Source organism: Pseudomonas sp. X10, assembly GCF_054889225.1.
The window spans coordinates 58,932-83,393 of the sequence record NZ_CM142677.1; the positions used below are offsets into that span (position 1 = coordinate 58,932).

Annotated in this window: 23 protein-coding genes and 1 pseudogene; 15 read left to right on the forward strand and 9 right to left on the reverse strand. The window is 62.8% G+C overall.

The window, feature by feature from the left end:
- Nucleotides 1-26 precede the first annotated feature (26 nt).
- The 4 genes from ACYU03_RS00295 to ACYU03_RS00310 all read left to right on the forward strand — a co-directional run bounded on the left by ACYU03_RS00295 (nucleotide 27) and on the right by ACYU03_RS00310 (nucleotide 5,862).
- Nucleotides 27-2,060, forward strand: a complete 2,034-nt coding sequence (locus tag ACYU03_RS00295; RefSeq protein WP_461887534.1) for a M3 family metallopeptidase — start codon at nucleotides 27-29, stop codon at nucleotides 2,058-2,060.
- 62 nt (nucleotides 2,061-2,122) lie between these two features.
- The gene (locus ACYU03_RS00300; RefSeq protein ID WP_461887535.1) at nucleotides 2,123-3,181 is read left to right on the forward strand and encodes a PA0069 family radical SAM protein; all 1,059 of its coding nucleotides are present in this window, start codon (nucleotides 2,123-2,125) and stop codon (nucleotides 3,179-3,181) included.
- 244 nt (nucleotides 3,182-3,425) lie between these two features.
- On the forward strand, nucleotides 3,426-4,145 hold the full coding sequence (locus ACYU03_RS00305) for a carbonic anhydrase (protein WP_461887536.1): 720 nt from the start codon (nucleotides 3,426-3,428) through the stop codon (nucleotides 4,143-4,145).
- 181 nt (nucleotides 4,146-4,326) lie between these two features.
- Entirely contained in the window at nucleotides 4,327-5,862 is a 1,536-nt protein-coding gene (locus ACYU03_RS00310; protein ID WP_461887537.1) for a SulP family inorganic anion transporter, read from the forward strand.
- Nucleotides 5,863-5,987: 125 nt separating this feature from the next.
- Here the strand turns inward: ACYU03_RS00310 and ACYU03_RS00315 are convergent, their stop codons facing one another.
- Nucleotides 5,988-6,629, reverse strand: a complete 642-nt coding sequence (locus ACYU03_RS00315; protein WP_461887538.1) for a hypothetical protein — start codon at nucleotides 6,627-6,629, stop codon at nucleotides 5,988-5,990.
- Between the two features lie 369 nt (nucleotides 6,630-6,998).
- On the opposite strand from ACYU03_RS00315, the gene coxB reads away from it, so the two are divergent.
- From coxB to ACYU03_RS00335, 4 genes are read left to right on the forward strand one after another with little or no spacing between them, the layout of a single operon-like run.
- Nucleotides 6,999-8,126 (forward strand): cytochrome c oxidase subunit II, encoded by a 1,128-nt coding sequence (coxB, locus tag ACYU03_RS00320; protein WP_461887539.1) that lies wholly within the window; start codon nucleotides 6,999-7,001, stop codon nucleotides 8,124-8,126.
- A gap of 52 nt (nucleotides 8,127-8,178) precedes the next feature.
- Nucleotides 8,179-9,768: a cytochrome c oxidase subunit I gene (gene ctaD, locus ACYU03_RS00325; RefSeq protein WP_461887540.1), complete on the forward strand. Its 1,590-nt coding sequence runs from the start codon at nucleotides 8,179-8,181 to the stop codon at nucleotides 9,766-9,768.
- Nucleotides 9,769-9,783: 15 nt separating this feature from the next.
- Nucleotides 9,784-10,350, forward strand: coding sequence for a cytochrome c oxidase assembly protein (locus ACYU03_RS00330; RefSeq protein WP_461887541.1), 567 nt, complete (start codon nucleotides 9,784-9,786; stop codon nucleotides 10,348-10,350).
- An 11-nt stretch (nucleotides 10,351-10,361) separates the two neighbouring features.
- Complete coding sequence (locus tag ACYU03_RS00335) at nucleotides 10,362-11,249, forward strand: cytochrome c oxidase subunit 3 (protein ID WP_461887543.1); 888 nt, start codon at nucleotides 10,362-10,364, stop codon at nucleotides 11,247-11,249.
- A 6-nt stretch (nucleotides 11,250-11,255) separates the two neighbouring features.
- On the opposite strand, the gene ACYU03_RS00340 is transcribed toward ACYU03_RS00335, so the two are convergent.
- Nucleotides 11,256-11,459, reverse strand: a complete 204-nt coding sequence (locus ACYU03_RS00340; protein WP_461887544.1) for a twin transmembrane helix small protein — start codon at nucleotides 11,457-11,459, stop codon at nucleotides 11,256-11,258.
- A gap of 64 nt (nucleotides 11,460-11,523) precedes the next feature.
- On the opposite strand from ACYU03_RS00340, the gene ACYU03_RS00345 reads away from it, so the two are divergent.
- From ACYU03_RS00345 to ACYU03_RS00365, 5 genes are read left to right on the forward strand one after another with little or no spacing between them, the layout of a single operon-like run.
- Complete coding sequence (locus ACYU03_RS00345; protein ID WP_461887545.1) at nucleotides 11,524-12,264, forward strand: SURF1 family protein; 741 nt, start codon at nucleotides 11,524-11,526, stop codon at nucleotides 12,262-12,264.
- Nucleotides 12,230-12,814 carry a hypothetical protein gene (locus ACYU03_RS00350; protein ID WP_461887546.1) on the forward strand — a complete coding sequence of 195 codons (585 nt, stop codon included), beginning with the start codon at nucleotides 12,230-12,232 and terminating at the stop codon, nucleotides 12,812-12,814. The genes ACYU03_RS00345 and ACYU03_RS00350 overlap by 35 nt, the downstream gene beginning before the upstream one ends.
- A gap of 9 nt (nucleotides 12,815-12,823) precedes the next feature.
- Nucleotides 12,824-13,897 (forward strand): COX15/CtaA family protein, encoded by a 1,074-nt coding sequence (locus ACYU03_RS00355; RefSeq protein ID WP_461887547.1) that lies wholly within the window; start codon nucleotides 12,824-12,826, stop codon nucleotides 13,895-13,897.
- Nucleotides 13,882-14,781, forward strand: a complete 900-nt coding sequence (cyoE, locus tag ACYU03_RS00360; RefSeq protein ID WP_461887548.1) for a heme o synthase — start codon at nucleotides 13,882-13,884, stop codon at nucleotides 14,779-14,781. The genes ACYU03_RS00355 and cyoE overlap by 16 nt, the downstream gene beginning before the upstream one ends.
- Nucleotides 14,778-15,410 carry an SCO family protein gene (locus ACYU03_RS00365; RefSeq protein ID WP_461887549.1) on the forward strand — a complete coding sequence of 211 codons (633 nt, stop codon included), beginning with the start codon at nucleotides 14,778-14,780 and terminating at the stop codon, nucleotides 15,408-15,410. The genes cyoE and ACYU03_RS00365 overlap by 4 nt, the downstream gene beginning before the upstream one ends.
- Nucleotides 15,411-15,657: 247 nt before the next feature.
- On the opposite strand, the gene ACYU03_RS00370 is transcribed toward ACYU03_RS00365, so the two are convergent.
- The 3 genes from ACYU03_RS00370 to ACYU03_RS00380 all read right to left on the reverse strand — a co-directional run bounded on the left by ACYU03_RS00370 (nucleotide 15,658) and on the right by ACYU03_RS00380 (nucleotide 18,169).
- Complete coding sequence (locus tag ACYU03_RS00370) at nucleotides 15,658-16,428, reverse strand: MetQ/NlpA family ABC transporter substrate-binding protein (protein WP_461887550.1); 771 nt, start codon at nucleotides 16,426-16,428, stop codon at nucleotides 15,658-15,660.
- A 62-nt stretch (nucleotides 16,429-16,490) separates the two neighbouring features.
- Entirely contained in the window at nucleotides 16,491-17,162 is a 672-nt protein-coding gene (locus ACYU03_RS00375; protein ID WP_461887551.1) for a methionine ABC transporter permease, read from the reverse strand.
- Complete coding sequence (locus ACYU03_RS00380; RefSeq protein ID WP_461887552.1) at nucleotides 17,162-18,169, reverse strand: methionine ABC transporter ATP-binding protein; 1,008 nt, start codon at nucleotides 18,167-18,169, stop codon at nucleotides 17,162-17,164. The genes ACYU03_RS00375 and ACYU03_RS00380 overlap by 1 nt, the downstream gene beginning before the upstream one ends.
- A gap of 218 nt (nucleotides 18,170-18,387) precedes the next feature.
- On the opposite strand from ACYU03_RS00380, the pseudogene katE reads away from it, so the two are divergent.
- Nucleotides 18,388-20,538, forward strand: a pseudogene (katE, locus tag ACYU03_RS00385) (catalase HPII); the annotation flags it as partial.
- A 34-nt stretch (nucleotides 20,539-20,572) separates the two neighbouring features.
- Here katE and ACYU03_RS00390 read toward each other — a convergent pair.
- From ACYU03_RS00390 to zur, 4 genes are all read right to left on the reverse strand, one after another.
- A complete protein-coding gene (locus ACYU03_RS00390; RefSeq protein ID WP_461887553.1) occupies nucleotides 20,573-21,286 on the reverse strand; it encodes a PA5502 family lipoprotein in 714 nt (237 codons plus the stop codon).
- A 127-nt stretch (nucleotides 21,287-21,413) separates the two neighbouring features.
- Nucleotides 21,414-22,196, reverse strand: coding sequence for a zinc ABC transporter permease subunit ZnuB (znuB, locus tag ACYU03_RS00395; RefSeq protein ID WP_461887554.1), 783 nt, complete (start codon nucleotides 22,194-22,196; stop codon nucleotides 21,414-21,416).
- Nucleotides 22,189-22,968 carry a zinc ABC transporter ATP-binding protein ZnuC gene (gene znuC, locus ACYU03_RS00400; RefSeq protein WP_461887555.1) on the reverse strand — a complete coding sequence of 260 codons (780 nt, stop codon included), beginning with the start codon at nucleotides 22,966-22,968 and terminating at the stop codon, nucleotides 22,189-22,191. Before znuC ends, znuB begins: the two co-directional genes overlap by 8 nt.
- Nucleotides 22,965-23,450 (reverse strand): zinc uptake transcriptional repressor Zur, encoded by a 486-nt coding sequence (gene zur, locus ACYU03_RS00405; RefSeq protein WP_461887556.1) that lies wholly within the window; start codon nucleotides 23,448-23,450, stop codon nucleotides 22,965-22,967. Before zur ends, znuC begins: the two co-directional genes overlap by 4 nt.
- A gap of 18 nt (nucleotides 23,451-23,468) precedes the next feature.
- Here zur and ACYU03_RS00410 point away from each other — a divergent pair, with 18 nt between their 5' ends.
- Nucleotides 23,469-24,434, forward strand: a complete 966-nt coding sequence (locus ACYU03_RS00410; protein WP_461887558.1) for a zinc ABC transporter substrate-binding protein — start codon at nucleotides 23,469-23,471, stop codon at nucleotides 24,432-24,434.
- Nucleotides 24,435-24,462: the final 28 nt, after the last annotated feature.

The window sequence follows — 24,462 nt, forward strand, 5'->3', positions numbered from 1 at the left end:
CTTGTCACTCGCGAGGACTTCCCGCCATGGATATCAACCCGCTACTCAACTCCCTCGATTCACCCCCTTACGCGCTGATCCAGCTAGAGCACCTGCAACCGGCGATAGAGCAGATCATCGACGATAACCGCCTCGCCCTGCGGGCGATCATCGACTATCAGACTGGCCTGCCGACCTGGGACGACCTGGTGGCCGCCGTCAATAGCCTGGATGCCAGGCTCAACAACTGTCTCAACCTGATCATCCCCTTGCATACCAGGGGGTCGGAGTGGAACAGCGCTGTCGAGGCCTGCTACCTGGCCACCAAGGCCTACCATGTGGAAAAACTGCAGAACGCCGAGCTCTATGGCTTGTACCAGCGGCTTGAGCGTAGCGACTTCGCGCGCAATTTTTCTGCACCACGCAAGGTTGCATTGCAGCAGGCGCTCAAGGCGTTTCGTCTGGCTGGGGCGCACCTTCCTGAAGCTACGCGGGCGCGGCTCGCACAACTGCAGGCCGAAGTCCTGGAGTGCGAGCTCGAGTATGTCGGCAACCTGGAAGTGGCCAACCAGCGGGGTGTCTTGGTGGCGGATGAAACGCGCCTGGCAGGTATTGCCGAGGACGACAAGCAACGGATGGCCCGCAACGCCCAGGCCAGGGGCGAACCCGGTTGGTTGCTGGCCCTGGACGACGAAGATTGCCGTACGGTTCTGGGCGACGCCGACGATGCCAGCCTGCGTGCAGAGTATTACCGCGCCTGGCACACACGTGCCTCGGAGCAGGACCAGGGGCCTGACAACACACCCGTGCTGGCACGTCTGACTCAGTTGCGCCACGAGTGGGCGCAGTTGCTGGGCTTTGCCGACTACGTGCACCTGAGCCTGCAGACCAAGACAGTGGAAGCACCCGATCAGGTAGAGGCGTTCCTCGACAATCTGCTGACGCAACTTCAACCAAGGCTCCAACAAGACCTGGCACGGCTGCGGGCTTGTGCCGGAGAGCAAGATGCAAGCCTGCAGCCATGGGATATCGCGTATTACCAGCGTCGTTCGTGTCAGCAGGACACCTTACTGAGTGCCGACGCGTTCAAGGCGTATTTTGCCCTGGAGCAGGTCATGGCATCGCTGCTGGCGCTGGTCGAGACGCTGTTCGAGGTCAAGCTTGAGCGCAACGCCGGGCTGTCGGCCTGGCATCCGGATGTCGAAGTCTATGAGGTACACCTGCACCACGCCTTGCTCGGTTACCTGTACGTCGATGTCCTGGCCAGGGAAGGCAAAGGCAGTGCGGACTGGAGCCTACGCATGTTCAATCCGCACAGCGACGCGGAAGGAATCTACCAGAAGGGCGCGGCGGCATTGTTTGGCAATGTGGCGCCGGCGCAAGGCGATGCCACGCCCCTGCTCTCTCACCTACAACTGTGCAAGCTGTATCACGAGTTCGCCCATTGCCTGCATGCGTTGCTGGTGCGTAGCGGTGACTATCGCTTGGCCGATCTCGACAGCCTGGGGCCGGACGGATTGGAATTTCCGGCTGAGCTGGTAGAGCAGTGGTGCTGGTCGGCGCGTTACCTGGCGGGCATCAGCCGCCACCATCAGCATGGCACAGCCTTGAGCGAAGCCCAGGTACAGGGATTTCTCGATGGCGCGCGTCGGGAAAAGGTACAGGGGCTCGGCCGTCAGCTGGCTCTGGCGATGCTTGATATGCGGCTGCACACAGGCCCGGGAACCACCGGGAGCGTGCAACAGGCGGCGCAGGAGGTGTTCGACCGGGTCATGCCCGGCGCCATAGCGGCGTTCGAGCGGCCCACTGGCAGCTTCGATCACCTGGCCACAGGCTATGCGGCAGGGTACTACAGCTACTTGTGGTCGAGTGTCCATGCCCTGGACGCGTTCGAATGCTTCGAACAGGAAGGTCTGCTCAACCCTGCGACGGGCAAGCGCTTGCGTGACAAGGTGTTCGCACCGGGGGCGCAGCAGTCCATGGTGACTGGCTTCGAGGCGTTCCGTGGAAGGCCGCTCAGTGCGCGGGCGTTCCTGCGCTGGCATGGCCTGGAGAGCAGCCGTTCGACCAGCGGTCGCTGACGGCACTGGTACATCAGGCAAGGTCGTTTTACTGTATATAAAACCAGTAAAAGGCCTTGCCCATGAACCCCATCACACCGATTCGCGGTCGAGGTACCTCGCACAACCCGCAAAACCGGTTTGCTTCACAGCAAACCCAGGCATTCGACGACGGCTGGTACCAGGAAGTCCCCCTGACCCAGGGGACCGAAGTACGCAGCGAAACTGCCAAGACCATCATCACCCGCAATAGCTCTCCCGACCTGCCCTTCGACCGCTCGGTCAATCCTTATCGTGGCTGTGAACATGGCTGCATCTACTGCTATGCACGGCCCAGCCATGCCTATTGGGACCTTTCCCCTGGTCTAGACTTCGAGACCAAGCTGATTGCCAAGACCAACGCTGCCGAGGTGCTCGAACAGCAGTTGAGCAAGCCGGGCTACGCCTGTGCTCCGATCAACCTGGGCTCTAACACTGACCCCTACCAGCCCATCGAACGTGAGCAGCAGTTGACCCGGCGTCTGCTCGAAGTGCTGTTGCGCTACCGTCATCCGGTCACCATCGTCACGAAAGGATCGCTGGTCTTGCGCGACCTGGACCTACTGACGGAGTTGGCGCGGCAGCGCCTGGCTGCCGTCATGATCAGCCTGACTACCTTGGACGATGAGCTCAAGCGCACCCTGGAGCCGCGTGCCGCCGCGCCCAAGGCCCGGCTGCGCGCCGTCCGGGTGCTGCGTGAGGCGGGCGTGCCGGTGGGAGTGCTGTGTTCGCCGATGATCCCGATGATCAACGACAGCGAACTCGAGCACCTACTGGAAGCGGCCAAGGAGGCAGGCGCGCAGAGTGCGGCGTACATGATGCTGCGCCTACCGTTGGAGGTGGCGCCGCTGTTCGAGCAGTGGTTGCAGGATCACTATCCTCAGCGCGCCGCCCATGTGCTCAGCCTGATCCGGCAGAGTCGAGGCGGTGAGCTGTACGACAGCCGGTTCGGGGCACGCATGCGCGGCGAGGGCGTATTCGCCGAACTCCTGGCGCAACGGTTCAGCAAGGCGATTCGACGCCTGGAGTTGAACCGGCGGGAAGGGTATGCGCTTGATTGCTCGGCATTTTGCCCACCTGGACGACAACTTCCTCTGTTCTGAGGTAAATAATGGGTAGTGGCCATTAATGTTTTTTTGCTAGTATCTGGCTCCCGCCTCTTCAAGCTGGAAAGCCTGTCCTAGAGCCTTCGAATTCAGTTTGAGTTAAGTTTTCCCCGGTAGCGTAGGAATCCAGTCTACAGAGACTGTGATTAATGGTCCGCGTCTGTCATCTAAATGCTATGCGATACCAGAATCTTTAACCGGTAAAATGGATTTACCTACCAAACCGTCAAGAGGATGAATCATGCCCGTCAAGGACCCCTCTAAGGCCGTCCCGGCACAACCTGCCGAAAGCGCCGATGCCGCACTCAAGCACATCGTCGACGGCTTCCTGCGGTTTCACCATGAGGTCTTCCCCGAGCAGCAGGAGCTGTTCAAGAAGCTCGCCACCGCGCAGACACCACGCGCGATGTTCATCACCTGCGCGGATTCGCGCATCGTCCCTGAACTGATCACCCAGAGCTCACCGGGCGATCTCTTCGTTACCCGTAACGTCGGCAACGTCGTGCCACCCTACGGGCAGATGAACGGTGGCGTTTCCACGGCCATCGAATACGCGGTGCTGGCGCTCGGTGTCCACCACATCATCATCTGCGGCCACTCCGACTGCGGTGCCATGCGTGCGGTCCTGCGTCCGAAGAGCCTGGAGAAGATGCCGACCGTCAAGGCTTGGCTGCGCCATGCCGAAGTCGCGCGCACTGTGGTCGAGGACAACTGCTCGTGCGCCAGCGAGCACGAAAGCATGCAAGTGCTCACCCGGGAAAACGTCATCGCCCAGTTGCAGCACCTGCGCACCCATCCTTCGGTCGCCTCGCGCCTGGCGGCCGGTCAGTTGCATATCCACGGCTGGATCTACGATATCGAGACCAGCGATATCGAGGCCTATGACGCCGTCAGCGACAGCTTCCTGCCGCTGGCCGCAGGCCAACCGATCCCGAGCGCGACTCCGAGAGGGCGCTACTAAGCGTCCCAAGCCCTGAAGCAGGTTGATTGACGGCCGCACCCTTGTGGGTGCGGCCTGGTCGTCGGCTGCTTTGAATTTTCCTGACTGCCTTGCCGGTTCGCTGGCGGCCTGCGGCTGCCCGCGTGCCAGGAAATGTGCCCTCGGCCATAGGAATGGCCGTGAAACTGAGAAAAGGAGCGTTATGGTGAACAAGACACAGATCAAAGCGGCCTTGCCGCGTGAGTTGCTGGCGTCGGTAGTGGTCTTCCTGGTGGCCCTGCCCTTGTGCATGGGCATTGCAATCGCATCGGGCATGCCTCCGGCCAAAGGCCTGATCACTGGAATAATCGGCGGCATAGTAGTGGGTTTCCTGGCCGGTTCGCCCTTGCAGGTCAGTGGTCCAGCCGCGGGCCTTGCGGTGCTGGTGTTCGAACTGGTGCGCCAGCATGGCATGGCCATGCTCGGGCCGATCTTGCTGTTGGCCGGTCTGCTTCAGTTACTGGCGGGACGTTTGCGGCTCGGCTGCTGGTTCCGCGTGACTGCGCCAGCGGTGGTGTACGGGATGCTGGCTGGCATCGGCGTGTTGATCGTGCTGTCGCAGGTCCATGTAATGTTCGATACCACGCCCCAGCCTTCTGGTGTGGCGAACCTGCTGGGTTTCCCCGCCACATTGGCCGGGGCCTTGCCACTGGAAGACAGTGCTGCCGGATGGCAAGCCGGTGCCCTGGGGCTCGGCACCATCGCCATGATGTGGGCCTGGGAGCGCTGGCGTCCTCAGCGTTTGCGCTTCGTGCCAGGGGCCTTGCTGGGCGTGGCAGCCATGACAGCCATCAGCGTCTGGCTGGCCTTGCCGGTAAACCGTGTGCAGGTGCCCGCCGACCTTAGCGAGGCGATCGACTGGTTGCGCCCGGATGATCTGCTCAAGCTGGCCGACCCGAGCCTGCTGGTCGCAGCGTTTGCCTTGGCCTTCATCGCCAGTGCCGAAACCTTGCTGTCTGCCGCGGCAGTGGACCGCATGCACAGTGGACAGCGCTCGAACTTCGACCGCGAGTTGTCGGCTCAGGGCATCGGCAACATGCTCTGCGGCGTGCTCGGTGCCCTGCCGATGACCGGGGTCATCGTGCGCAGCTCGGCCAATGTCCAGGCCGGTGCGCAGACCCGCGCCTCGGCAATCCTCCATGGGCTCTGGCTGCTGGCCTTCGTTGTGGTCTTGAGCAGTGTGCTGCAGCAGATCCCGGTGGCCAGCCTGGCCGGGGTACTGGTCTATACCGGCGTGAAGCTGGTGGATTTCAAGGCGCTGCGTGGGTTGGGCCGTTATGGCCGGATGCCGATGTTCACCTACGCCGCTACGGCCCTGGCGATCATCTTCACTGACCTCTTGACCGGCGTACTGCTGGGCTTCGCCCTGACCCTCCTGAAACTGGCGCTCAAGGCTGCGCGGCTGAAGATCAACTTGGCCAGCCTGGAGGTGCCAGGTCACATGGAGCTGCGTCTCAGCGGTGCGGCGACCTTTCTCAAGGTCCCGGCGTTGACCCAGGTGCTGGACAGCGTGCCGGCAGGCACCACCTTGCACGTGCCGTTGGCCAACCTGAGCTACATCGACCACTCCTGCCTGGAGCTGCTCGAAGATTGGGGGCGGGCCAATGCTGCCAGTGGTTCGCGGTTGTTGATCGAGCAGCGACGGCTCAAGCGGCGTATCGAAGGACGGACGCGGACTTCGGCGGGAGTTGGCGCCTGACCCGTCGGCGAGGTTGAGCTGAGCGTGTCCGTGCATGGCCTGCTCGCCTCGGATCATATGGCCGACGCCTGGCTGGTAGAAGCCAGCGTCAGCTGGTGATGCAAGGCGTCAGCCTTGCCCTGGACTCAGGCTGACTGGCCCAGCTCCACACCCAACTGGCGCGACAGGCATGGCCAGCGTTTCCAGGCAGCGCCGGTGGCCGGGCTGCTCAGTGCCTCGCGGTAGGCTTCCACCGACTCCAGGGCGAAGCTTTCTTCATTGAGCATTTCATCCACCGAGTGGTGGACCACTTCATCGAGTTGGTTGGCGAAGGTTTCGCCGATCAACTGGTGGGCGATCAGGTTTGCCACTGTGGTGTCTACCGGGATCAATGGTTGTTGGAAATGGCGGATGTACAGGTCGTTCACTTCCTCGACCAAGCGATGGGCGAGATAAGCCTCGTCCAGCAGGCAGTCGAGCCCGACATGACCGGCCATCACGCTGGGTGGCTGCAGGAAATAGGCCTCGGCAATCTTCAGCACAGGCTTGATCTGCGCTTCGATCCCAGCTTCGCGAGCCACATCGTTGGCGGCCTCCAGCAGTTCGGGAACTTGGTCGATATAGGCACCGACAAAACGCGTCAGGGTGCCTTGGGCATCGTCCTGCGGCAGCTGTATCGACGGGTGAAGGTGCGGCAGCTGTTGTTCGAGTCGCTCTTTCAGTTGGCCGGTCTGGCTCTCATGTTGATGGGCACGGGTGATCTGCTCGCGCAAAGCGGCGATGTTCATGACAACTCCAAGGATATGGCATTACAAACGGAAGACACATAAGTTAGCTCGGTTCTGCAAAGGCCTAAGACGCATTTGTTATAACCGCGAGGCACGAACTTCTGACGAGTTATTTCAGTTTGCCATCATTTTGCCCCAGCCCAGTCCCCACAAGGGTTTCAGGCCTGCTGGCCGTTTCGTGAAGTTCATTTCATGGGCTGCGTTGCGTGCAGGAGGCGGGTGTCTATACTCCCGGTGAACGTGATTCGTTGATGAGGCCCGGCTGCTCTAGCCAGGGGCTCGGTCGTCGAAGTTCGCAGTCTTGGCCACCGTACCCTTAGCCGCAGGCCCACGCCTCCGGGACAACAAGAACGATAAGGGGAACCCGCAATGATGCGACATCCACATGTCTGGATGGGCCTCCTGTTGTGGTCTGTATTTGGCCAGGCACACGCAGCCTGGACTGTGAACATGGCGCCCGGGGCAACGGAAGTCAGCAACGCCGTCTTCGACCTGCACATGACCATCTTCTGGATCTGCGTGGTCATCGGTATCGTGGTTTTCGGTGCGATGTTCTGGTCGATGATCATCCACCGTCGTTCTACTGGCCAGGAAGCTGCCCACTTCCATGAGCACACCTGGGTAGAGATTCTCTGGACTGTCGTTCCCTTCCTGATCCTGGTGGCGATGGCCATCCCGGCGACCAAGACCCTCATCGATATCTACGATGCCAGTGAGTCTGACATCGACATCCAAGTCACCGGCTACCAATGGAAGTGGCACTACAAGTATCTGGGCCAGGACGTCGAATTCTTCAGCAACCTGGCCACTCCCGCCGAACAGATCCGCAACCAGGCGCCCAAGGGTGAACATTATCTGTTGGAAGTCGACCAGCCGCTGGTGCTGCCGGTCGGGGCCAAGGTGCGCTTCCTGGTTACTGCGGCCGATGTCATTCACTCCTGGTGGGTACCCGCCTTCGCGGTCAAGCGCGACGCCATCCCCGGTTTCGTCAATGAAGCCTGGACCCGGATCGAGAAGCCCGGCATCTACCGTGGGCAATGCACCGAGCTGTGCGGCAAGGACCATGGCTTCATGCCGGTGGTGGTTGAGGTCAAATCCCAGGCTGACTACGACACCTGGCTGGGCGAACGCAAGGCCGAGGCGGCCAAGCTCAAGGAGCTGACCAGCAAGGAATGGACCCTGGAGGAACTGGTCGAGCGTGGCGACAAGGTCTACCACACGGCCTGTGTGGCCTGTCACCAGGCCGAAGGCCAGGGCCTGCCGCCGATGTTCCCGGCACTCAAGGGCTCGAAGATCGCCACCGGGCCGATCGAGGACCACCTGGGCATCGTCTTCCACGGTAAGCCAGGCACGGCCATGGCCGCTTTCGGCAGACAGCTCTCGGAAGTGGATGTCGCCGCCGTGGTGACCTACGAACGCAACGCCTGGGGCAACAACAAGGGTGACATGGTCACGCCGAAGGATGTGCTGGAGCTCAAGCAGGCGGAAGGACAATGAGCCGGGCCATCGGGACTTCCCGCAACAGTCACCGGATTGCAGGAGACAGGACATGAGTGCAGTGATCGATGACCACGGCCACGGGCATGAGCACGCCCACGGACCGGCCAAGGGCCTGATGCGCTGGGTGCTGACCACCAACCACAAGGACATCGGCACGATGTACCTGTGGTTCAGTTTCATGATGTTCCTGCTCGGCGGCTCCTTCGCCATGGTGATCCGCGCCGAGCTGTTCCAGCCTGGGCTGCAGATCGTCGAGCCGGAGTTCTTCAACCAGATGACCACCATGCATGGGCTGATCATGGTGTTCGGTGCGGTGATGCCGGCGTTCGTCGGACTGGCCAACTGGATGATCCCGTTGATGATCGGCGCGCCGGACATGGCCCTGCCACGGATGAACAACTTCAGCTTCTGGTTGTTGCCGGCGGCCTTCCTGCTGCTGGTCTCGACCCTGTTCAGCCCTGGCGGCGGGCCGAATTTCGGCTGGACCTTCTATGCGCCGTTGTCGACGACCTATGCGCCGGAAAGCGTGACGTTCTTCATCTTCGCCATTCACCTCATGGGTATAAGTTCGATCATGGGAGCGATCAACGTGATCGCCACCATCCTCAACCTGCGCGCTCCCGGCATGACCTTGATGAAGATGCCGTTGTTCGTCTGGACCTGGTTGATCACGGCCTTCTTGCTGATCGCGGTGATGCCGGTGCTGGCTGGGGTGGTGACGATGATGCTGATGGACATCCACTTCGGCACCAGTTTCTTCAGTGCCGCTGGCGGTGGTGACCCGGTGCTGTTCCAGCATGTGTTCTGGTTCTTCGGACACCCCGAGGTGTACATCATGATCCTGCCGGCCTTCGGCGCGGTCAGCTCGATCATTCCGGCCTTCTCGCGTAAGCCGCTGTTCGGCTACACCTCCATGGTCTATGCCACCGGTGCGATCGCGTTTCTGTCCTTTATTGTCTGGGCCCACCACATGTTCGTGGTCGGCATTCCGGTGGTCGGCGAGTTGTTCTTCATGTACGCCACCATGCTCATCGCCGTGCCCACCGGGGTGAAGGTGTTCAACTGGGTCAGCACCATGTGGCAAGGCGCGCTGACCTTCGAGACGCCCATGCTGTTCGCGATCGCCTTTGTCATTCTGTTCACCATTGGCGGCTTTTCCGGGTTGATGCTGGCGATTGCTCCGGCGGACTTCCAGTACCACGACACCTACTTCGTGGTCGCGCACTTCCACTACGTGCTGGTGCCCGGGGCGATCTTCGGTATCTTCGCCTCGGCCTATTACTGGCTGCCGAAATGGACCGGGCACATGTACGACGAGACCCTCGGCAAGCTGCATTTCTGGCTCTCGTTCGTTGGTATGAACCTGGCCTTCTTTCCCATGCACTTCGTCGGCCTGGCCGGCATGCCAAGGCGGGTGCCGGATTACAACCTGCAGTTCGCCGACTTCAACATGGTCTCGTCGGTCGGGGCCTTTACCTTCGGCGTCACGCAGATTTTCTTCCTGTTCATCGTCATCAAGTGCATCCGTGGTGGCGCGCCCGCTCCGGCCAAGCCCTGGGATGGCGCCGATGGGCTGGAATGGTCGGTGCCTTCACCAGCGCCCTATCACACCTTCCAGACACCGCCGGAAGTGAAGTAGGTCAAGGAGGCAGCCATGCACGGCACACCGCTCAAACGCCTGGTCCTGCGCCTGCTGTTGCTGACGGTGGTGATGTTCGCTTTCGGCTTTGCGCTGGTGCCGATCTACGATGTGATGTGCAAGGCCTTCGGCATCAATGGCAAGACTGGCGGGCAGTACGCCGGCACTCAGGTCAGTGATCCGACGCGTACGGTCAGGGTGCAGTTCATGTCGACCAACGCCAGCGATATGGTCTGGGAGTTTCATTCCACCGCAGACCAGCTCGAGGTCAACCCAGGTGCGGTCAACCAGATGGTTTTCGTCGCCCGCAACCCGACCGACAAGCCGATGGCCGCCCAGGCGGTCCCGAGCATCACGCCGGCCGAGGCGGCGGCGTACTTCCACAAGACTGAGTGCTTCTGTTTCACCCAGCAGGTGCTGCAGCCCGGCGAACGCATCGAGATGCCGGTGCGTTTCATCGTCGACCGCGACCTGCCGGGTAACGTGAAGCACCTGACACTGGCCTACACCTTGTTCGATATCACCGCTCGTCACCCGCCGGTCGCCCGACTGGCGGCCCAGGACGTCCAGGGCGCCCGATAAGGAGAACAGCAATGGCAAGTCACGAGCATTACTACGTCCCGGCGCAAAGCAAATGGCCGATCATCGCCACCATCGGGCTGTTCATCACGGTGTATGGCCTGGCCACCTGGTTCAATGACCTCAAGGCTGGACACCCTGAGTCCCATGGTCCGCTGATCTTCTTCGTCGGGGCGCTTTGCCTGGCCTACATGCTGTTCGGCTGGTTTGGTGCGGTAGTCAAGGAAAGCCGCGCCGGGTTGTACAGCGCTCAGTTGGATCGCTCGTTCCGCTGGGGCATGTCCTGGTTCATCTTCTCCGAGGTGATGTTCTTCGCCGCCTTCTTCGGCGCGTTGTTCTATGTTCGGGTGCTGGCGGGCCCCTGGCTCGGCGGCGAAGGCGACAAGGGCGTGGCGAACATGCTCTGGCCGAATTTCGAGTTCGCCTGGCCATTGCTCAATACGCCGGACCCCAAGCTCTTCCCGCCGCCCCGCGACGTGATCGATCCCTGGCACCTGCCGCTGATCAACACCATCCTCCTGGTCAGTTCCAGCGTGACCATCACCATCGCCCACCATGCCCTGCGCAAGGATCACCGTGGCGCGCTGAAAGCCTGGCTGGGCGTGACCATCCTGCTCGGCATCGCCTTCCTGCTGCTGCAGGCCTACGAGTACTACGAGGCCTATACCGAGCTGGGGTTGACGTTGGGGTCGGGGATCTATGGCGCGACCTTCTTCATGCTCACCGGTTTCCACGGCGCCCACGTGACCATGGGCACCTTGATCCTGATCGTGATACTGGCGCGCATCCTGCGCGGGCATTTCAATCCGGAGAAGCACTTTGGTTTCGAGGCGGCCAGCTGGTACTGGCACTTCGTGGATGTGGTCTGGGTCGGGCTGTTTATCTTTGTCTACGTGTTGTAACGGCGATCAGAAGGGGGCGTGGGACACCAGCTGGCCGCTGTACAGGCCCCAGGTCACCAGTGCCAGGGTCAGCGCAGCCAGGGTGACGCGGACGGTCAGGGCCTTGAGCAGACGGGTGGAGTGAGCATCATCCTTGACCAGGAACACCAGGCCACTGAACAGGCTGGCAATGGTGGCCAACAGCATCAGGACAATCGCGGCTTTGAGCATGGCACAACTCCAAGGGGGACGCGGTGATGAATGCAAGTATAGCGACTGGCCTCGAGGGGCCCCGGTGAAGCCGTTCCGGCCCGGCTTGGTGCCGAGCTTGGTGGTGCTCCTGCTGCTGCCGGGGCTGATCGCCCTGGGATGCTGGCAACTGGGACGCGCCGAGCAGAAACGGGACCTGTTGACGGTGTATGCCGAGCGCCGCGCCGAAGCACCTTTGGCGGGTGGTCAACTGGGGCACCTCCGCGACCCTGCCTATCGCCGCGTGCAGCTCTACGGCCATTTCGATGACGCGCACAGCCTGCTACTGGATAACCGCCTGCGTGATGGGCAAGCCGGCGTCGAACTGCTGCAACCCTTCCACGACCAGGGCAGCGGCTTGTGGCTGCTGGTCAACCGCGGCTGGCTGCCCTGGCCGGACCGGCGGGTACCGGTGCGCTTCGACACCCCGTCGCAACTCCTAGCCCTGAGCGCCTGGGTGTATGTGGCGCCGGGCAGTACCTTCCAGTTGCAGGCCGATCCGGCGGGCGGCAACTGGCCGCACCTGTTGACAGCCATCGACGCCAGCCAGCTATGGCGGCAGTTGGGGCGCGAAGGCTTTGCCCACGAACTGCGCCTGGAGCCGGGGCCTGCCAGCTTCCGGTTGGACTGGCCGGTAGTCGCCATGGGCCCGGAAAAGCATCTGGGCTATGCCGTCCAGTGGTTCGCCCTGGCCTTGGCGCTGGTGCTGCTCTACCTCTATTTCGGTTGGCATAACAATAAGGAGGACACCCATGGGAGCCGCCACGAGTCCACTGGACATGCCTGAGGGACGCAAGTCCCGCACCCGCGGTCGCCTGCAACTGGTCCTGATCCTGCTGGTGGCCCTCGGGCCGATGATCCTCGCCACCAGTATGTACAAACTGAAATTCTGGGTGCCGGACAGCCGCAGCTATCACGGTCAGATGATCGGCAACGGGCAGAGCCGCGCCGACCTGGGCGTTGATGCCGAGGCGTCACGCTGGCAGTTGCTGGTCAGTGCTCCGGCGGATTGCGATCAGGATTGCCGGCAACTGGTGTATCTGGCGCGGCAAATCCAGATCGGCCTGGGCCGTGATGCTGCCCGGGCCAGCCATGCCCTGGCCGCCGCCCAGCCGCTGGCGGCCGACTATCAGGCGCTGCTCGGGCAGGAGTACCCGCAACTGCAACGCTATCCGCTGGACCTGCAACGTTACGGCCAGAAGGTCAGCCAGCCAGGCGCGCAACTGTGGATCGTCGATCCCCACGGCAATCTGGTGCTTCGCTACGACGCCAAGGCCAACGGCAAGGACGTGCTCAGCGACCTGCGCCACCTGCTCAAGCTGTCCAATATCGGCTAGGAGCCCATCATGGCCAGACCCGGATATCGCCTCGCTGTGTTCGCCACCCTGCTGGCCTTGCTGGTTGTCCTGCTCGGTGCCTATACCCGCTTGACCCATGCCGGCCTGGGGTGCCCCGACTGGCCTGGCTGCTATGGCTTCATCAGCGTGCCCAAGAGCGAAGCCCAACTGGCCCATGCCGAGCTGCACTTCCCGGACACCCCTGTGGAGGCGCACAAGGGCTGGGCCGAGATGATCCACCGTTACTTCGCTGGCGGCCTGGCGTTGGTCATTGCCGCGCTGGCCATACAGGCCGTACGTCGGCATGCCCGGGATGGTCAGCCCTACCGTCTGCCGTTGCTGTTGCTTGGCGTGGTGCTGGCCCAGGCCGCGTTCGGCATGTGGACGGTGACCCTGAAACTTTGGCCGCAGGTGGTGACCGCCCACCTGCTGGGCGGCTTCACCACCTTGAGTTTGCTGTTTCTCCTCAGCCTACGCCTGTCACGGGCATTCGCCCCCCTGCCTAAGCTCCCACTGAGCCTGCGGCGGGTGGCGGCGCTGGCTTTGCTGGTGGTGATCGGGCAAATCGCTCTCGGCGGTTGGGTCAGCGCCAACTATGCGGCAGTGGCCTGTGTCGACCTGCCGACCTGCCATGGCCAGTGGTGGCCGGCGGCGGACTTCACCAACGGTTTTCACCTGACCCAGCACATCGGCCCCAACTACCTGGGCGGGCAGTTGGACAGTGATGCGCGCACGGCGATTCATATCAGCCATCGGCTGGGAGCCTTGATGGTCACCGCCGTGCTCTTGCTGCTCAGTTGGAAGCTGCACCGCAACGGGTTGTCCGGGCTGGCCCGGCTGGTGTTGTTGGCGCTGGCGGTACAGATCAGCCTGGGCATCAGCAATGTGCTGTTCCACCTGCCGTTGGCCGTGGCCGTGGCGCACAACGCCGGTGGCGCGGCGCTGCTGCTGAGCATGGTGCTGGTCAATTACCGCATCCGTGTCGCCGACAAGGTCCGCGTCGGCCACGGCTGGCGCCTGACTCCGTTGGGCAATGCCAGTGTCACTCATTACCTGGGAGATAACTCGTGGCGACGCTTCTGAGCGAGCGACAGCAGCGGGCCGGCTGGCGTGACTATTTGGAGCTGACCAAGCCTAAGGTGGTACTGCTGATGCTGATCACCTCGCTGGTCGGCATGTTCCTCGCTACCCGTGCCGGGGTGCCCTGGAGCGTACTGTTGTTCGGCAACCTGGGCATCGCCTGTTGTGCTGGTGGCGCGGCGGCGGTCAATCATGTCGTGGACCGGCGTATCGATGCGCTGATGGCACGGACCCACAAGCGCCCGTTGGCCGAGGGACGGGTCGGCCCCGTGGCGGCACTGGCCTTCGCCCTGTTCCTAGCACTGCTTGGGATGGCGTTGTTGCTGACCTTCACCAACGCCCTCACCGCATGGCTCACCCTCGCCTCGCTGCTCGGCTATGCGGTGATCTATACCGGCTTTCTCAAGCGGGCCACACCGCAGAACATCGTCATCGGCGGGCTGGCCGGTGCTGCACCGCCGTTGCTCGGCTGGGTGGCAGTGAGCGGGCATATCAGCGCCGAGCCGCTGCTGCTGATGTTGATCATCTTCGCTTGGACCCCGCCACACTTCTGGGCCCTGGCCATCCACCGCAAGGAGGAGTACGCCAAGGTCGACATCCCCATGCTGCCGGTGACCCACGGCGAGTACTACACCAAGCTGCATATCCTGCTCTACGCCTTGGTGCTGTTGGCCGTGAGCCTGCTGCCCTATGTCATCCACATGAGTGGCCCGCTCTACCTGGCCTGTGCCCTGGCGCTGGGCCTGCGCTTCCTGCAGTGGGCCTGGGTGTTGTACCGTGGCAGTCGGCCGCACGCGGCGATCAAGACCTTCAAGTACTCTATCGGGTACCTGTTCCTGTTGTTCATCGCGCTGCTTGTAGACCACTACCTGTTGCTGAACCTATGACCCGAACCCAGAAAACCGTTTTCATCCTCGTTGCCCTGGTCGCGCTGATCCTGGGCCTCACCGTCAACAAGGTGCTCAATGGCCGCAGCGAAGGCAACCCGACCGAACTGATCGATGCCGGTATCATCCTGCTGCCACAGAGCCGTACCGTGCCGGGCCTGCAAATGACCGACGAGCAAGGCCAGCCGGTGGTGCTGGACGAGCTCAAGGGCAAGTGGTCGCTGCTGTTCTTCGGCTACACCTACTGCCCGGACATTTGCCCGACCACCCTGGCCCAGTTGCGCCAGGTCAAGAGCGAGCTGCCCAAGGAGGCCGTGGACCGGCTGCAGGTGATTCTGGTCAGCGTCGACCCGAACCGCGACACCCCGGCTCAGCTCAAGCAGTACCTGGGCTATTTCGACAAGGACTTCCGTGGGGTGACCGGCTCGCTGGAAGACACCCAGAAGCTGGCCAATGCTGTGAGCATTCCGTTCATTCCGGCTGACACCAGCAAGCCGAACTACACCGTCGACCACAGCGGCAACCTGGCCCTGCTGGGCCCGGACGGGCGCCAGCGTGGTTTCATCCGCGCGCCGTTCAACAACCAGAAGCTGTTGGCGCAATTGCCGAAGCTGGTCCGGCGGGATTGATCAGGAATAGGCATTGCGTAGGCTCGCCCACGCCAAGCAGGCTGAGGCCATCGGGCTGCTTCAATTCGATCAATTCATGATCAAGGCTTCGCCGAATGTCACGCACGGCATGAGTTGCAGGCGTTCAAGGAAAGAAGCCCGCTGGCGACGGGCTTATGCGGCGTCCCCCGCTGGCAAGGCTGTGCCTTGCATCGCCAGCTGACACTGGCTCCTGCAGCGGGTGACGTGAGCGGGAGGGTGCGGCCAGTCAGAACGCTGGCAGCACAGCCCCTTGGTACTTCTCGTTGATGAACTGCTTCACTTCAGGCGAGTGCAGGGCATCGGCCAGCTTCTTCATGGCGTCCGAGTCTTTGTTGTCCGGGCGCGCCACCAGGATGTTCACGTACGGCGAGTCGCTGCCTTCGATGACCAGGGCATCCTTCTCGGGGTTGAGCTTGGCTTCCAGCGCGTAGTTGGTGTTGATCAGCGCCAAGTCGACCTGGGTCAGCACGCGCGGGATGGTGGCTGCTTCCAGCTCACGGAACTTCAGGCCCTTGCCGTTCTCGGTGATGTCCTTGACGGTCGAAAGGATGTTGCTGTTGTCCTTGAGCTTGATCACGCCGGCCTTGTCCAGCAGCAGCAGGGCGCGGCCGCCGTTGGTGGCGTCGTTGGGGATGACCACGGTGGCGCCGGACGACAGTTCGTCCAGTGTCTTGAGCTTGCTCGAATAGGCGCCCAGCGGCTCCAGGTGGACCCCGGCGACGCTGACCAAGTCGGTGCCCTTGGCCTTGTTGAACTCATCCAGGTACGGCTGGTGCTGGAAGAAGTTGGCGTCCAGGCGCTTCTCGGCGACCTGCACGTTAGGTTGGATGTAGTCGGTGAATTCCTTGACCTTCAGCTCCACACCTTCCTTGGCCAGTTGCGGCTTGACGAAGTTGAGGATCTCCGCGTGCGGCACGGGGGTCGCGGCGACGGTCAGGGTCTCGGCGTTGGCGGAGAAGGCCGCGACAGCGGCGACGACAGCAAGCAGTTTCTTCATTGATCACTCCTTGTGAGGGCCGCGACGGCCCCCGGCGGGTCGGCTGGGCCGACCCCATGGGGTTACTTACGGGAAAAGTGCACGACCAGTTTGTCGCCGACGCTCTGCAGGACTTGAACCAGCACCAGCAAAAGCACCACGGTGACAATCATCACATCGGTCTGGAAGCGCTGGTAACCGAAGCGGATCGCCAGGTCGCCCAGGCCACCCGCGCCGACTACACCGGCCATGGCGGTGTAGGACACCAGGGTGATGGCGGTGACGGTGATGGCGGCGAAGATGCCCGGACGGGCCTCCGGTAGCAGCGCGTTCATGATGATCTGGCGGGTTGTGGCGCCCATCGACTGGGTCGCTTCGATGATGCCACGGTCCACTTCTCGCAGGGCGGTTTCCACCAGGCGCGCGAAGAACGGCGTGGCGCCCACCACCAGTGGCGGAATGGCCCCGGCGACGCCCAGCGAGGTGCCGGTGATCAGCACCGTGATCGGAATCATCACGATCAGCAGGATGATGAACGGCAGCGAGCGCAGGATGTTGACGATCAGCGACAGCAGTGCATACACGCGCTTCTCTTCGAACAGCTGGCGCGGCCCACACAGGAACAGCAGAACACCCAGCGGTAGACCCAGCAGCACGGTGAAGAACAGCGAGCCGAAGAGCATGATCATGGTGTCGATGGTGGCCAGCCAGATTTCGGCCCAGTCGACGTTGGCGAAGAAACTCAGGGCGTCCATCAGCGCAGTACCTCCATATGAACATCAGCTGCCGTGAAGCGGGCAAAGGCCGCGTCCATGTCGCCGCCGGTGACGGCCAGGGTCAGCTGCCCATAGGGGGTATCTTTGATGCGGTCGATGCGCCCGGCGAGGATGCTGTAATCCACGCCCGTCTCGCGGGCCACGGTGCCCAGCAGCGGCGCATAGGTGGCGTCGCCCTGGAAGGTCAGGCGGATGATCCGTCCCGGCACGTGGGCGAAGTCGTCGCGTTGCTCGGCCTCGTCGATCTGTTCGTCTTCCTGGACGAAGCGCTTGGTGGTCGGGTGCTGCGGGTGCAGGAACACATCGGCCACCGGGCCTTGTTCGACAATCTTCCCGGCATCCATCACCGCCACGCGGTCGCAGACCCGGCGGATCACGTCCATTTCATGGGTGATCAGCACGATGGTCAGTTTCAACTCGCGGTTGATCTCGGCCAGCAGTTGCAGGACCGATGCGGTGGTCTGCGGGTCGAGGGCGCTGGTGGCCTCGTCGCACAGCAGGATCTTCGGCCGCGTGGCCAGGGCGCGGGCGATGCCGACGCGCTGCTTCTGGCCACCCGAGAGCTGCGCCGGGTATTTCCTGGCATGGTCCGACAGGCCGACCCGTGCCAGCAGCTCATTGACGCGCTGGTCGATTTCGCCACGCGACAGCTCGCCGGCCAGGGCCAGTGGCAGGGCCACGTTGTCGGCCACGGTCTTGGAGGCCAGCAGGTTGAAGTGCTGGAAGATCATGCCGACCTGCTGGCGGAAACGCCGCAACTCATCGGCATTGAAGGCGGTGACGTCCTCGCCATCGACGATGATCTTGCCGCCGCTGGGGGCTTCCAGGCGGTTGATCAGGCGCAGCAAGGTGCTCTTGCCGGCGCCGGAGTGGCCGATCAGGCCGAACACCTGGCCGTTCTCGACGGTCAGGCTGGTCGGGTTCAGGGCGGGGATATCCCTACCGGCGACGCGGTAGGTCTTGTGGACATTTTGAAACTCGATCACTTAGCGAACCTTGTGGGGCGCATGAAATAGGGGCAGCGGTAAGCCGGGCGCGCATTTTAGCCTTTTCCTATAGCGGTTCTTAGCATTTATTTCGAAATTGACCAACACAATGGGCATAACGCGATAACCGGTAAGAGAGATTGAACGCTCGCCTCAACCCCTCAGTCACTACCTAGACAAGCCCTCGACGGGCACCGCGACCGACTGATGAGGAGAGCAACCCTATGCCCAGCAAGAAGACTGATGCGCCCAAGGAAAGCCAGCTCGCCGGCGCCCAGAACCCCGACCGTGCCAATACCAACGCCAAGCTGCAGAGCCTGGAAGCGTTCCGCAGCGATGCTACGGGCCAGGCCCTGCGGACCAACCAGGGGGTGAAGATCGCCGACAACCAGAACACGCTCAAGGCTGGCGCGCGCGGGCCTTCGCTGCTCGAAGACTTCATCATGCGCGAGAAGATCACCCACTTCGACCACGAGCGCATTCCCGAGCGTATCGTCCATGCCCGTGGCACCGGGGCCCATGGCTATTTCCAGAGCTACGGTTGCCATGCCGAGCTGACCAAGGCCGGTTTTCTCCAGGACCCGGAGAAGATCACCCCGGTGTTCGTGCGCTTCTCCACCGTGCAGGGCCCGCGCGGCTCGGGCGACACGGTGCGTGACGTGCGCGGCTTTGCCGTGAAGTTCTATACCGACGAAGGCAACTTTGACCTGGTCGGCAACAACATGCCGGTGTTCTTCATCCAGGATGCGATCAAGTTCCCCGACTTCGTCCATGCGGTGAAGCCTGAGCCGCACAACGAGATGCCCACCGGCGGTTCGGCCCATGACACCTTCTGGGACTTCGTTTCACTGGTGCCAGAGTCGGCGCATATGGTCATCTGGGCCATGTCCGACCGGGCTATCCCGAAGAGCCTGCGGACCATGGAAGGCTTTGGTGTGCATACCTTCCGCATGATCAATGCCCAGGGCGTCGCCAGCTTCGTCAAGTTTCACTGGAAGCCGCGCCAGGGTGTTCATTCGGTGCTGTGGGACGAAGCCCAGAAGCTGGCCGGCAAGGACACCGACTACCATCGCCGTGACTTGCGGGAAGCCATCGATACCGGTCATTACCCGGAATGGGAGTTTGGCGTGCAGATCGTGCCGGAGGCCGACGAGCACAAATTCGACTTCGATCTGCTCGACCCGACCAAGATCATCCCCGAGGAGCTGGTGCCGGTGACGCCGTTGGGCAAGATGGTGCTCAACCGCAACCCAGACAATTTTTTCGCCGAAGTCGAGCAGATCGCCTTTTGCCCAGGCCATATCGTGCCGGGCATCGATTTCACTAACGACCCGTTGCTGCAGGGGCGGTTATTTTCCTATACCGATACTCAGCTCAGCCGACTGGGTGGCCCGAACTTCCACGAAATCCCGATCAACCGCCCCTTGGCGCCTAGCCACAATGGTCAGCGCGACGCCCTGCACCGGATGACCCTGGACAAGGGCCAAGCGTCCTATGAGCCCAACTCGATCGATGGCGGCTGGCCGAAGGAAACCCCTCCAGCCGATCAGGACGGTGGTTTCGAGACCTACCAGGAGCGTGTCGATGCGCACAAGATCCGCCAGCGCAGCGAATCCTTCGCCGACCACTTCTCCCAGGCGCGGCTGTTCTTCCAGAGCATGAGCCCAACCGAGCAGCAGCACATCATCAACGCCTACAGTTTCGAGTTGGGCAAAGTGGAGCGCGAGGTCATTCGGGCGCGTGAGGTCAACGAGATCCTGGCTAACATCGACCTGAAACTGGCCGCAGCGGTGGCCGCCAACCTCGGCCTGCCCGCGCCGAAGCGCGGTACGGTCAAGGTTCCGGCGACCAAGCTTAAGCAATCACCTGCGTTGAGCCAGATGAACCACCCAGGCGATATCGGTATCAGCGGCCGCAAGATCGCTCTGCTCGTGGCCGATGGGGTCGATGGCGCCAGCGTCGATAGGCTGGTCAAGGCGCTCGAGGCTGAGCGCGCGCGACTCATGCTGCTGGGGCCGACTTCGGCACCGGTGCAGACAGCCGATGGCAAGCAGTTGCCGGTGGACGCTTCGATGGAGGGCATGCCGTCGGTGATGTTCGACGGGCTGTGGGTGCCAGCTGGCAAGGCCGCCCTCGATGCGTTGGGCAAGAGTGGCACGGCGGTGCATTTCCTGCTGGAAGCCTACAAGCACCTCAAGCCCATGGGGCTGGCCAGCGATGCCAAGCCGTTGCTGGCCAAGCTCGGGCTCAAGGCCGACAAGGGCTTGCTGCTGGGAGACGACCAGAAAGCAGTCGATGCCTTCGTCAAGGCAGTCGAGAAGCATCGTGTGTGGGAGCGGGAAGCGGCGGCCGAGGCCATACCGGCCTAGCCACACGGGGTGCCCCTGCTGGGCACCCTTCCTCTCAGGGACGCTGCGGGATCAGTACGACCTGGGCCGGCAGCGAGCGTTGGATCTCGTGGCGCTGCTGCAAGGCAAAGTCACTGTCGAGCTTGCGCACGCGTTTGCCCAGCAAGGTCTTTAGCCAGGGGGCATCCTGGGTACGTGGAACCTGGAACACCACTTCGCACTGGTAATTCACCACGTCGGCGGCGATATCGTCGAGTTGCCGGCGCATGTCGACGATTTGCGTGGTCTTCAGGGCGATCACCGTGCTCGGCGCGGTTGGATCGATCAGGCGCGCGGGGGGGCGGGCCTCGGCGGCCTTGAGCGCGGCTTCGGCTTTTTCCAGCTCGGCCTTGCGCGCCTGGGCGATGGCGCCGTTGACCCCGCCAGTCAGCGCTGGCGCCTGGGGCATCAGCGCTCGGGCACGGCTGAGCGCAGTGGCGGCAGCGTTCACGTCGCCCTTCTGCAGGACGATCTGGCTGCGCTGGAGATAGGCTTCAGCCAATTGGCGCTGATACTGCTCGAGGCGCTCGTCATCGGGGGCCTGGGCTTGCAGGGCCGCGAGCTGGTCCTCGGCGGTGGCCAGCTCGTTGCTGGTGATGCTCTGCCCCAGTTGCTGCCAGGCTTCGTCCTGGGCAGGAGCAGCCGCCCGCTCGACCGGGGCGCTGGAACAGGCAGCCAGAATCAGGGAAAACGCGGCAAGGAGCAGATAACGGGAGGCGTACGGCTTCATTCCTGCGACTCTCTATTTGCGCAAAAAGCGAGCAAGTCTACACCCAGGTGCGCACGCTCGAAAATAAGTCTTACAGACCCTTTACCCAGGAAAAGGTTGCAGGATGCGCCATCGCGCACCCTGGAATTCAGCGCTTCGGCAGTGCCAGGCTCAGCAAGAATAGCACTGCTGAGCAGACCACGATCGATGGACCGGCCGGCGTGTCCTTGAACCAGGACAGGGCCAGGCCACCGCATACCGCCGTCATGCCAAGCAGGCTGGCGCCCAGGGCCATCTGTTCCGGCGAGCGAGCGTGACGCTGTGCCGCAGCGGCAGGAATGATCAGCAGCGAGGTGATCAACAGCACGCCCACGATCTTCATGGCCACGGCTATCACCACGGCGATCAGCAGCATCAAGGCCATGCGCAGCGCCGCCACGGGCAAACCTTCGACCATGGCCAGCTCTTCATGCACGGTGATCGCCAGTAAAGGACGCCACAGCGCGGCCAGCAGTAGCATGACCAATGCGCTGCCGCCGAGGATCCAGCCCAGGTCGCTCGGGCTGATGGCCAGCAGGTCGCCGAACAGGTAGGCCATCAGGTCGATGCGCACGTCGTGCATAAAGCTCAGCACCACCAGGCCGAGCGACAGGGTGCTTGGTGCCAGGATGCCCAGCAGCGTGTCGGACGCCAACGGTTGGCGCTGCTGCAAGGTGACCAACAGGATCGCCAGCAGCAGGCAGCCCACTGTCACCGCCAGGGCCGGGCTGACATCCAGGACGAAGCCCAGGGCTACCCCAAGCAGGGCAGCGTGGGACAGGGTATCGCCAAAATAGGCCATGCGCCGCCAGACCACGAAGGAGCCCAGGGGACCGGCCACCAGCGCCAGGGCCAGGCCTGCAAGCAGGGCATAGAGTAGAAAATCAGCCATGCTTGCAGTGCTCTCCGTGAACATGGTCGCCCTGCCCGGGCGCGACCACCGAGCCATGCAGGTCATGGCTGTGGTCATGATGGTGGTGGTAGATGGCCAGGCTCGGTGCGTTCTGGCCGAACAGTTCGACAAAGGCCGGGTCGCCGCTGACTTGCTCCGGATGCCCTGAACAGCAGACGTGACGGTTGAGGCAGACCACTTGGTCGGTGGTGCTCATTACCAGATGCAGGTCATGGGACACCATCAGCACGCCGCACCCGTGGCGGTCGCGCAAGCGGGTGATCAGGCCGTAGAGTTCGGCCTGGCCGGCCACGTCCACGCCTTGTACGGGCTCGTCGAGGACCAGCAACTCAGGCTCGCGCAGCAGCGCACGGGCCAGCAGCACGCGCTGCATCTCGCCGCCGGAAATGGTCTGCACCGGGCTGTCGATGACCTGTTCGGCACCTACTTCCTGGAGCGCGGCCAGGACCGCTGCTCGGTCCACGCCGGGCACCAGGCGCAGGAAACGCAGCACTGATAGCGGCAGGGTGGCATCCACCTGGATTTTCTGCGGCATGTAGCCGATACGCAGGCGTGGCTTGCGCCAGACGCTACCCCGGTGTGGCTTGAGCAGCCCGAGCACGGACCGCACCAGAGTGGTCTTGCCAGCACCATTGGGGCCGATCAGGGTGACGATCTGGCCGGGCGCGACACTCAGGTCGATATTGTCCAGCACCGACTCCCCGGCAAAGGTCACTCCGACCTGTTCGAGACGGATCAGGGCGTTGCTCATCCAGTACTCCGGCAACTGCCGCACAGGCCAACCACTTCCACCGTCTGCGCCTCGACGCTGAAGCCGACCGCCGTGGCGCTGGCGACGATGGCATCGCTAATGCTGGGCTGTTCCAGTTCGATCGCCACATGACACTCGCGGCAGATCAGGAACTGGCCTTGGTGCGAATGCTCGGGGTGGCTGCAGCCGATGAAGGCGTTGAGCGATGCGATGCGGTGCACCAGGCCGTTTTCCAGCAGGAAGTCCAGCGCGCGGTATACGGTCGGAGGGGCGGCGCGGCGGCCATCCTGGTCGCTCAGCACGGCGAGGATGTCGTATGCACCCAGGGGTTTGTGGCTCTGCCAGACCAGCTCCAGCACGCGGCGGCGCAGGGCGGTCAGGCGCAAGCCCTGGCGCGCGCACAGGGCATCGGCTTCGGCCAGCGCGCTGTGGACGCAATGGGAATGATCATGGGGGCGATTGGCCAGGGGCGTGATGGACATGGGCAGCGACGGTTCTGGATGGAGACGTTATTATGTTACCTGTTTCTGACCTGTCGAGTGCTCATCGTGACCCGATTCTTTGCCCTTTTTGTCGCTTTCATCACCTTCGCCGGGGTGAGCCAGGCCCAGGCCGACGTGCGTGTGCTGACCAGTATCAAGCCTTTGCAACAGATAGCCGCCGCGGTTCAGGACGGGGCAGGCAGCCCTGAGGTCCTGCTGCCGCCAGGCGCTTCGCCGCACCATTATGCCTTGCGTCCGTCCGACGTAAGGCGGGTGGCCGAGGCTGACCTGTTGTATTGGATTGGCCCGGACATGGAGGGTTTCCTGCCACGGGTGCTCAATGGCCGGAGCAAACCGAGCGTTGCCCTGCAAACTCTACCAGGCTTGCAGTTGCGCCATTTTGGCGAAGACAGCCATTCCCACGAGGAAGATGCCGATGACCACGACCATGACCATCGCCCGGGCAGTCTCGATGCGCACCTGTGGCTGTCGACAGTCAACGCCCGCGTGATCGCGGCGAAGATGGCCGCCGACCTCGCCGCCGCCGACCCGGCTAACGCGGCGCGCTATCAGGGCAACCTCAAGGCTTTTGTCGAACGCCTGGACGCCCTCGACCAACGCATCAAGGCGCGGGTGGCGGGTATCGCCGGTAAGCCGTATTTCGTGTTCCATGAAGCCTTTGACTATTTCGAGGCCGCCTACGGTCTGAAGCACACCGGTGTGTTCACCGTGGCCGCAGAGGTGCAGCCCGGCGCGCAGCATGTGGCTGCCATGCGCAAGCGCCTGCAAGAGGTCGGCAAGACTTGTGTGTTCAGCGAGCCGCCGCTGCGTCCGCGCTTGGCTGAGACTCTGACCGCCGGCCTGCCGGTGCATCTGGCCGAACTCGATGCCTTGGGCGGCACGGAGCCAGCCAGCGCCAATGGTTATGAGCAGTTGCTGGAAAACCTGGGGAATGACCTGGCGGGGTGCCTGGAGCAGCTTTGACCCTCGTTTCGGATGAGGGCGATGCAGG

Coding starts and splice junctions, on each gene's coding strand:
- ACYU03_RS00295 (WP_461887534.1), top strand. CDS start 27: ATGGATATCAACCCGCTACTCAACTCCCTCGATTCACCCCCTTACGCG.
- ACYU03_RS00300 (WP_461887535.1), top strand. CDS start 2,123: ATGAACCCCATCACACCGATTCGCGGTCGAGGTACCTCGCACAACCCG.
- ACYU03_RS00305 (WP_461887536.1), top strand. CDS start 3,426: ATGCCCGTCAAGGACCCCTCTAAGGCCGTCCCGGCACAACCTGCCGAA.
- ACYU03_RS00310 (WP_461887537.1), top strand. CDS start 4,327: ATGGTGAACAAGACACAGATCAAAGCGGCCTTGCCGCGTGAGTTGCTG.
- ACYU03_RS00315 (WP_461887538.1), bottom strand. CDS start 6,629: ATGAACATCGCCGCTTTGCGCGAGCAGATCACCCGTGCCCATCAACAT.
- coxB (WP_461887539.1), top strand. CDS start 6,999: ATGATGCGACATCCACATGTCTGGATGGGCCTCCTGTTGTGGTCTGTA.
- ctaD (WP_461887540.1), top strand. CDS start 8,179: ATGAGTGCAGTGATCGATGACCACGGCCACGGGCATGAGCACGCCCAC.
- ACYU03_RS00330 (WP_461887541.1), top strand. CDS start 9,784: ATGCACGGCACACCGCTCAAACGCCTGGTCCTGCGCCTGCTGTTGCTG.
- ACYU03_RS00335 (WP_461887543.1), top strand. CDS start 10,362: ATGGCAAGTCACGAGCATTACTACGTCCCGGCGCAAAGCAAATGGCCG.
- ACYU03_RS00340 (WP_461887544.1), bottom strand. CDS start 11,459: ATGCTCAAAGCCGCGATTGTCCTGATGCTGTTGGCCACCATTGCCAGC.
- ACYU03_RS00350 (WP_461887546.1), top strand. CDS start 12,230: ATGGGAGCCGCCACGAGTCCACTGGACATGCCTGAGGGACGCAAGTCC.
- ACYU03_RS00355 (WP_461887547.1), top strand. CDS start 12,824: ATGGCCAGACCCGGATATCGCCTCGCTGTGTTCGCCACCCTGCTGGCC.
- ACYU03_RS00365 (WP_461887549.1), top strand. CDS start 14,778: ATGACCCGAACCCAGAAAACCGTTTTCATCCTCGTTGCCCTGGTCGCG.
- ACYU03_RS00370 (WP_461887550.1), bottom strand. CDS start 16,428: ATGAAGAAACTGCTTGCTGTCGTCGCCGCTGTCGCGGCCTTCTCCGCC.
- ACYU03_RS00375 (WP_461887551.1), bottom strand. CDS start 17,162: ATGGACGCCCTGAGTTTCTTCGCCAACGTCGACTGGGCCGAAATCTGG.
- ACYU03_RS00390 (WP_461887553.1), bottom strand. CDS start 21,286: ATGAAGCCGTACGCCTCCCGTTATCTGCTCCTTGCCGCGTTTTCCCTG.
- znuB (WP_461887554.1), bottom strand. CDS start 22,196: ATGGCTGATTTTCTACTCTATGCCCTGCTTGCAGGCCTGGCCCTGGCG.
- znuC (WP_461887555.1), bottom strand. CDS start 22,968: ATGAGCAACGCCCTGATCCGTCTCGAACAGGTCGGAGTGACCTTTGCC.
- zur (WP_461887556.1), bottom strand. CDS start 23,450: ATGTCCATCACGCCCCTGGCCAATCGCCCCCATGATCATTCCCATTGC.
- ACYU03_RS00410 (WP_461887558.1), top strand. CDS start 23,469: ATGGAGACGTTATTATGTTACCTGTTTCTGACCTGTCGAGTGCTCATC.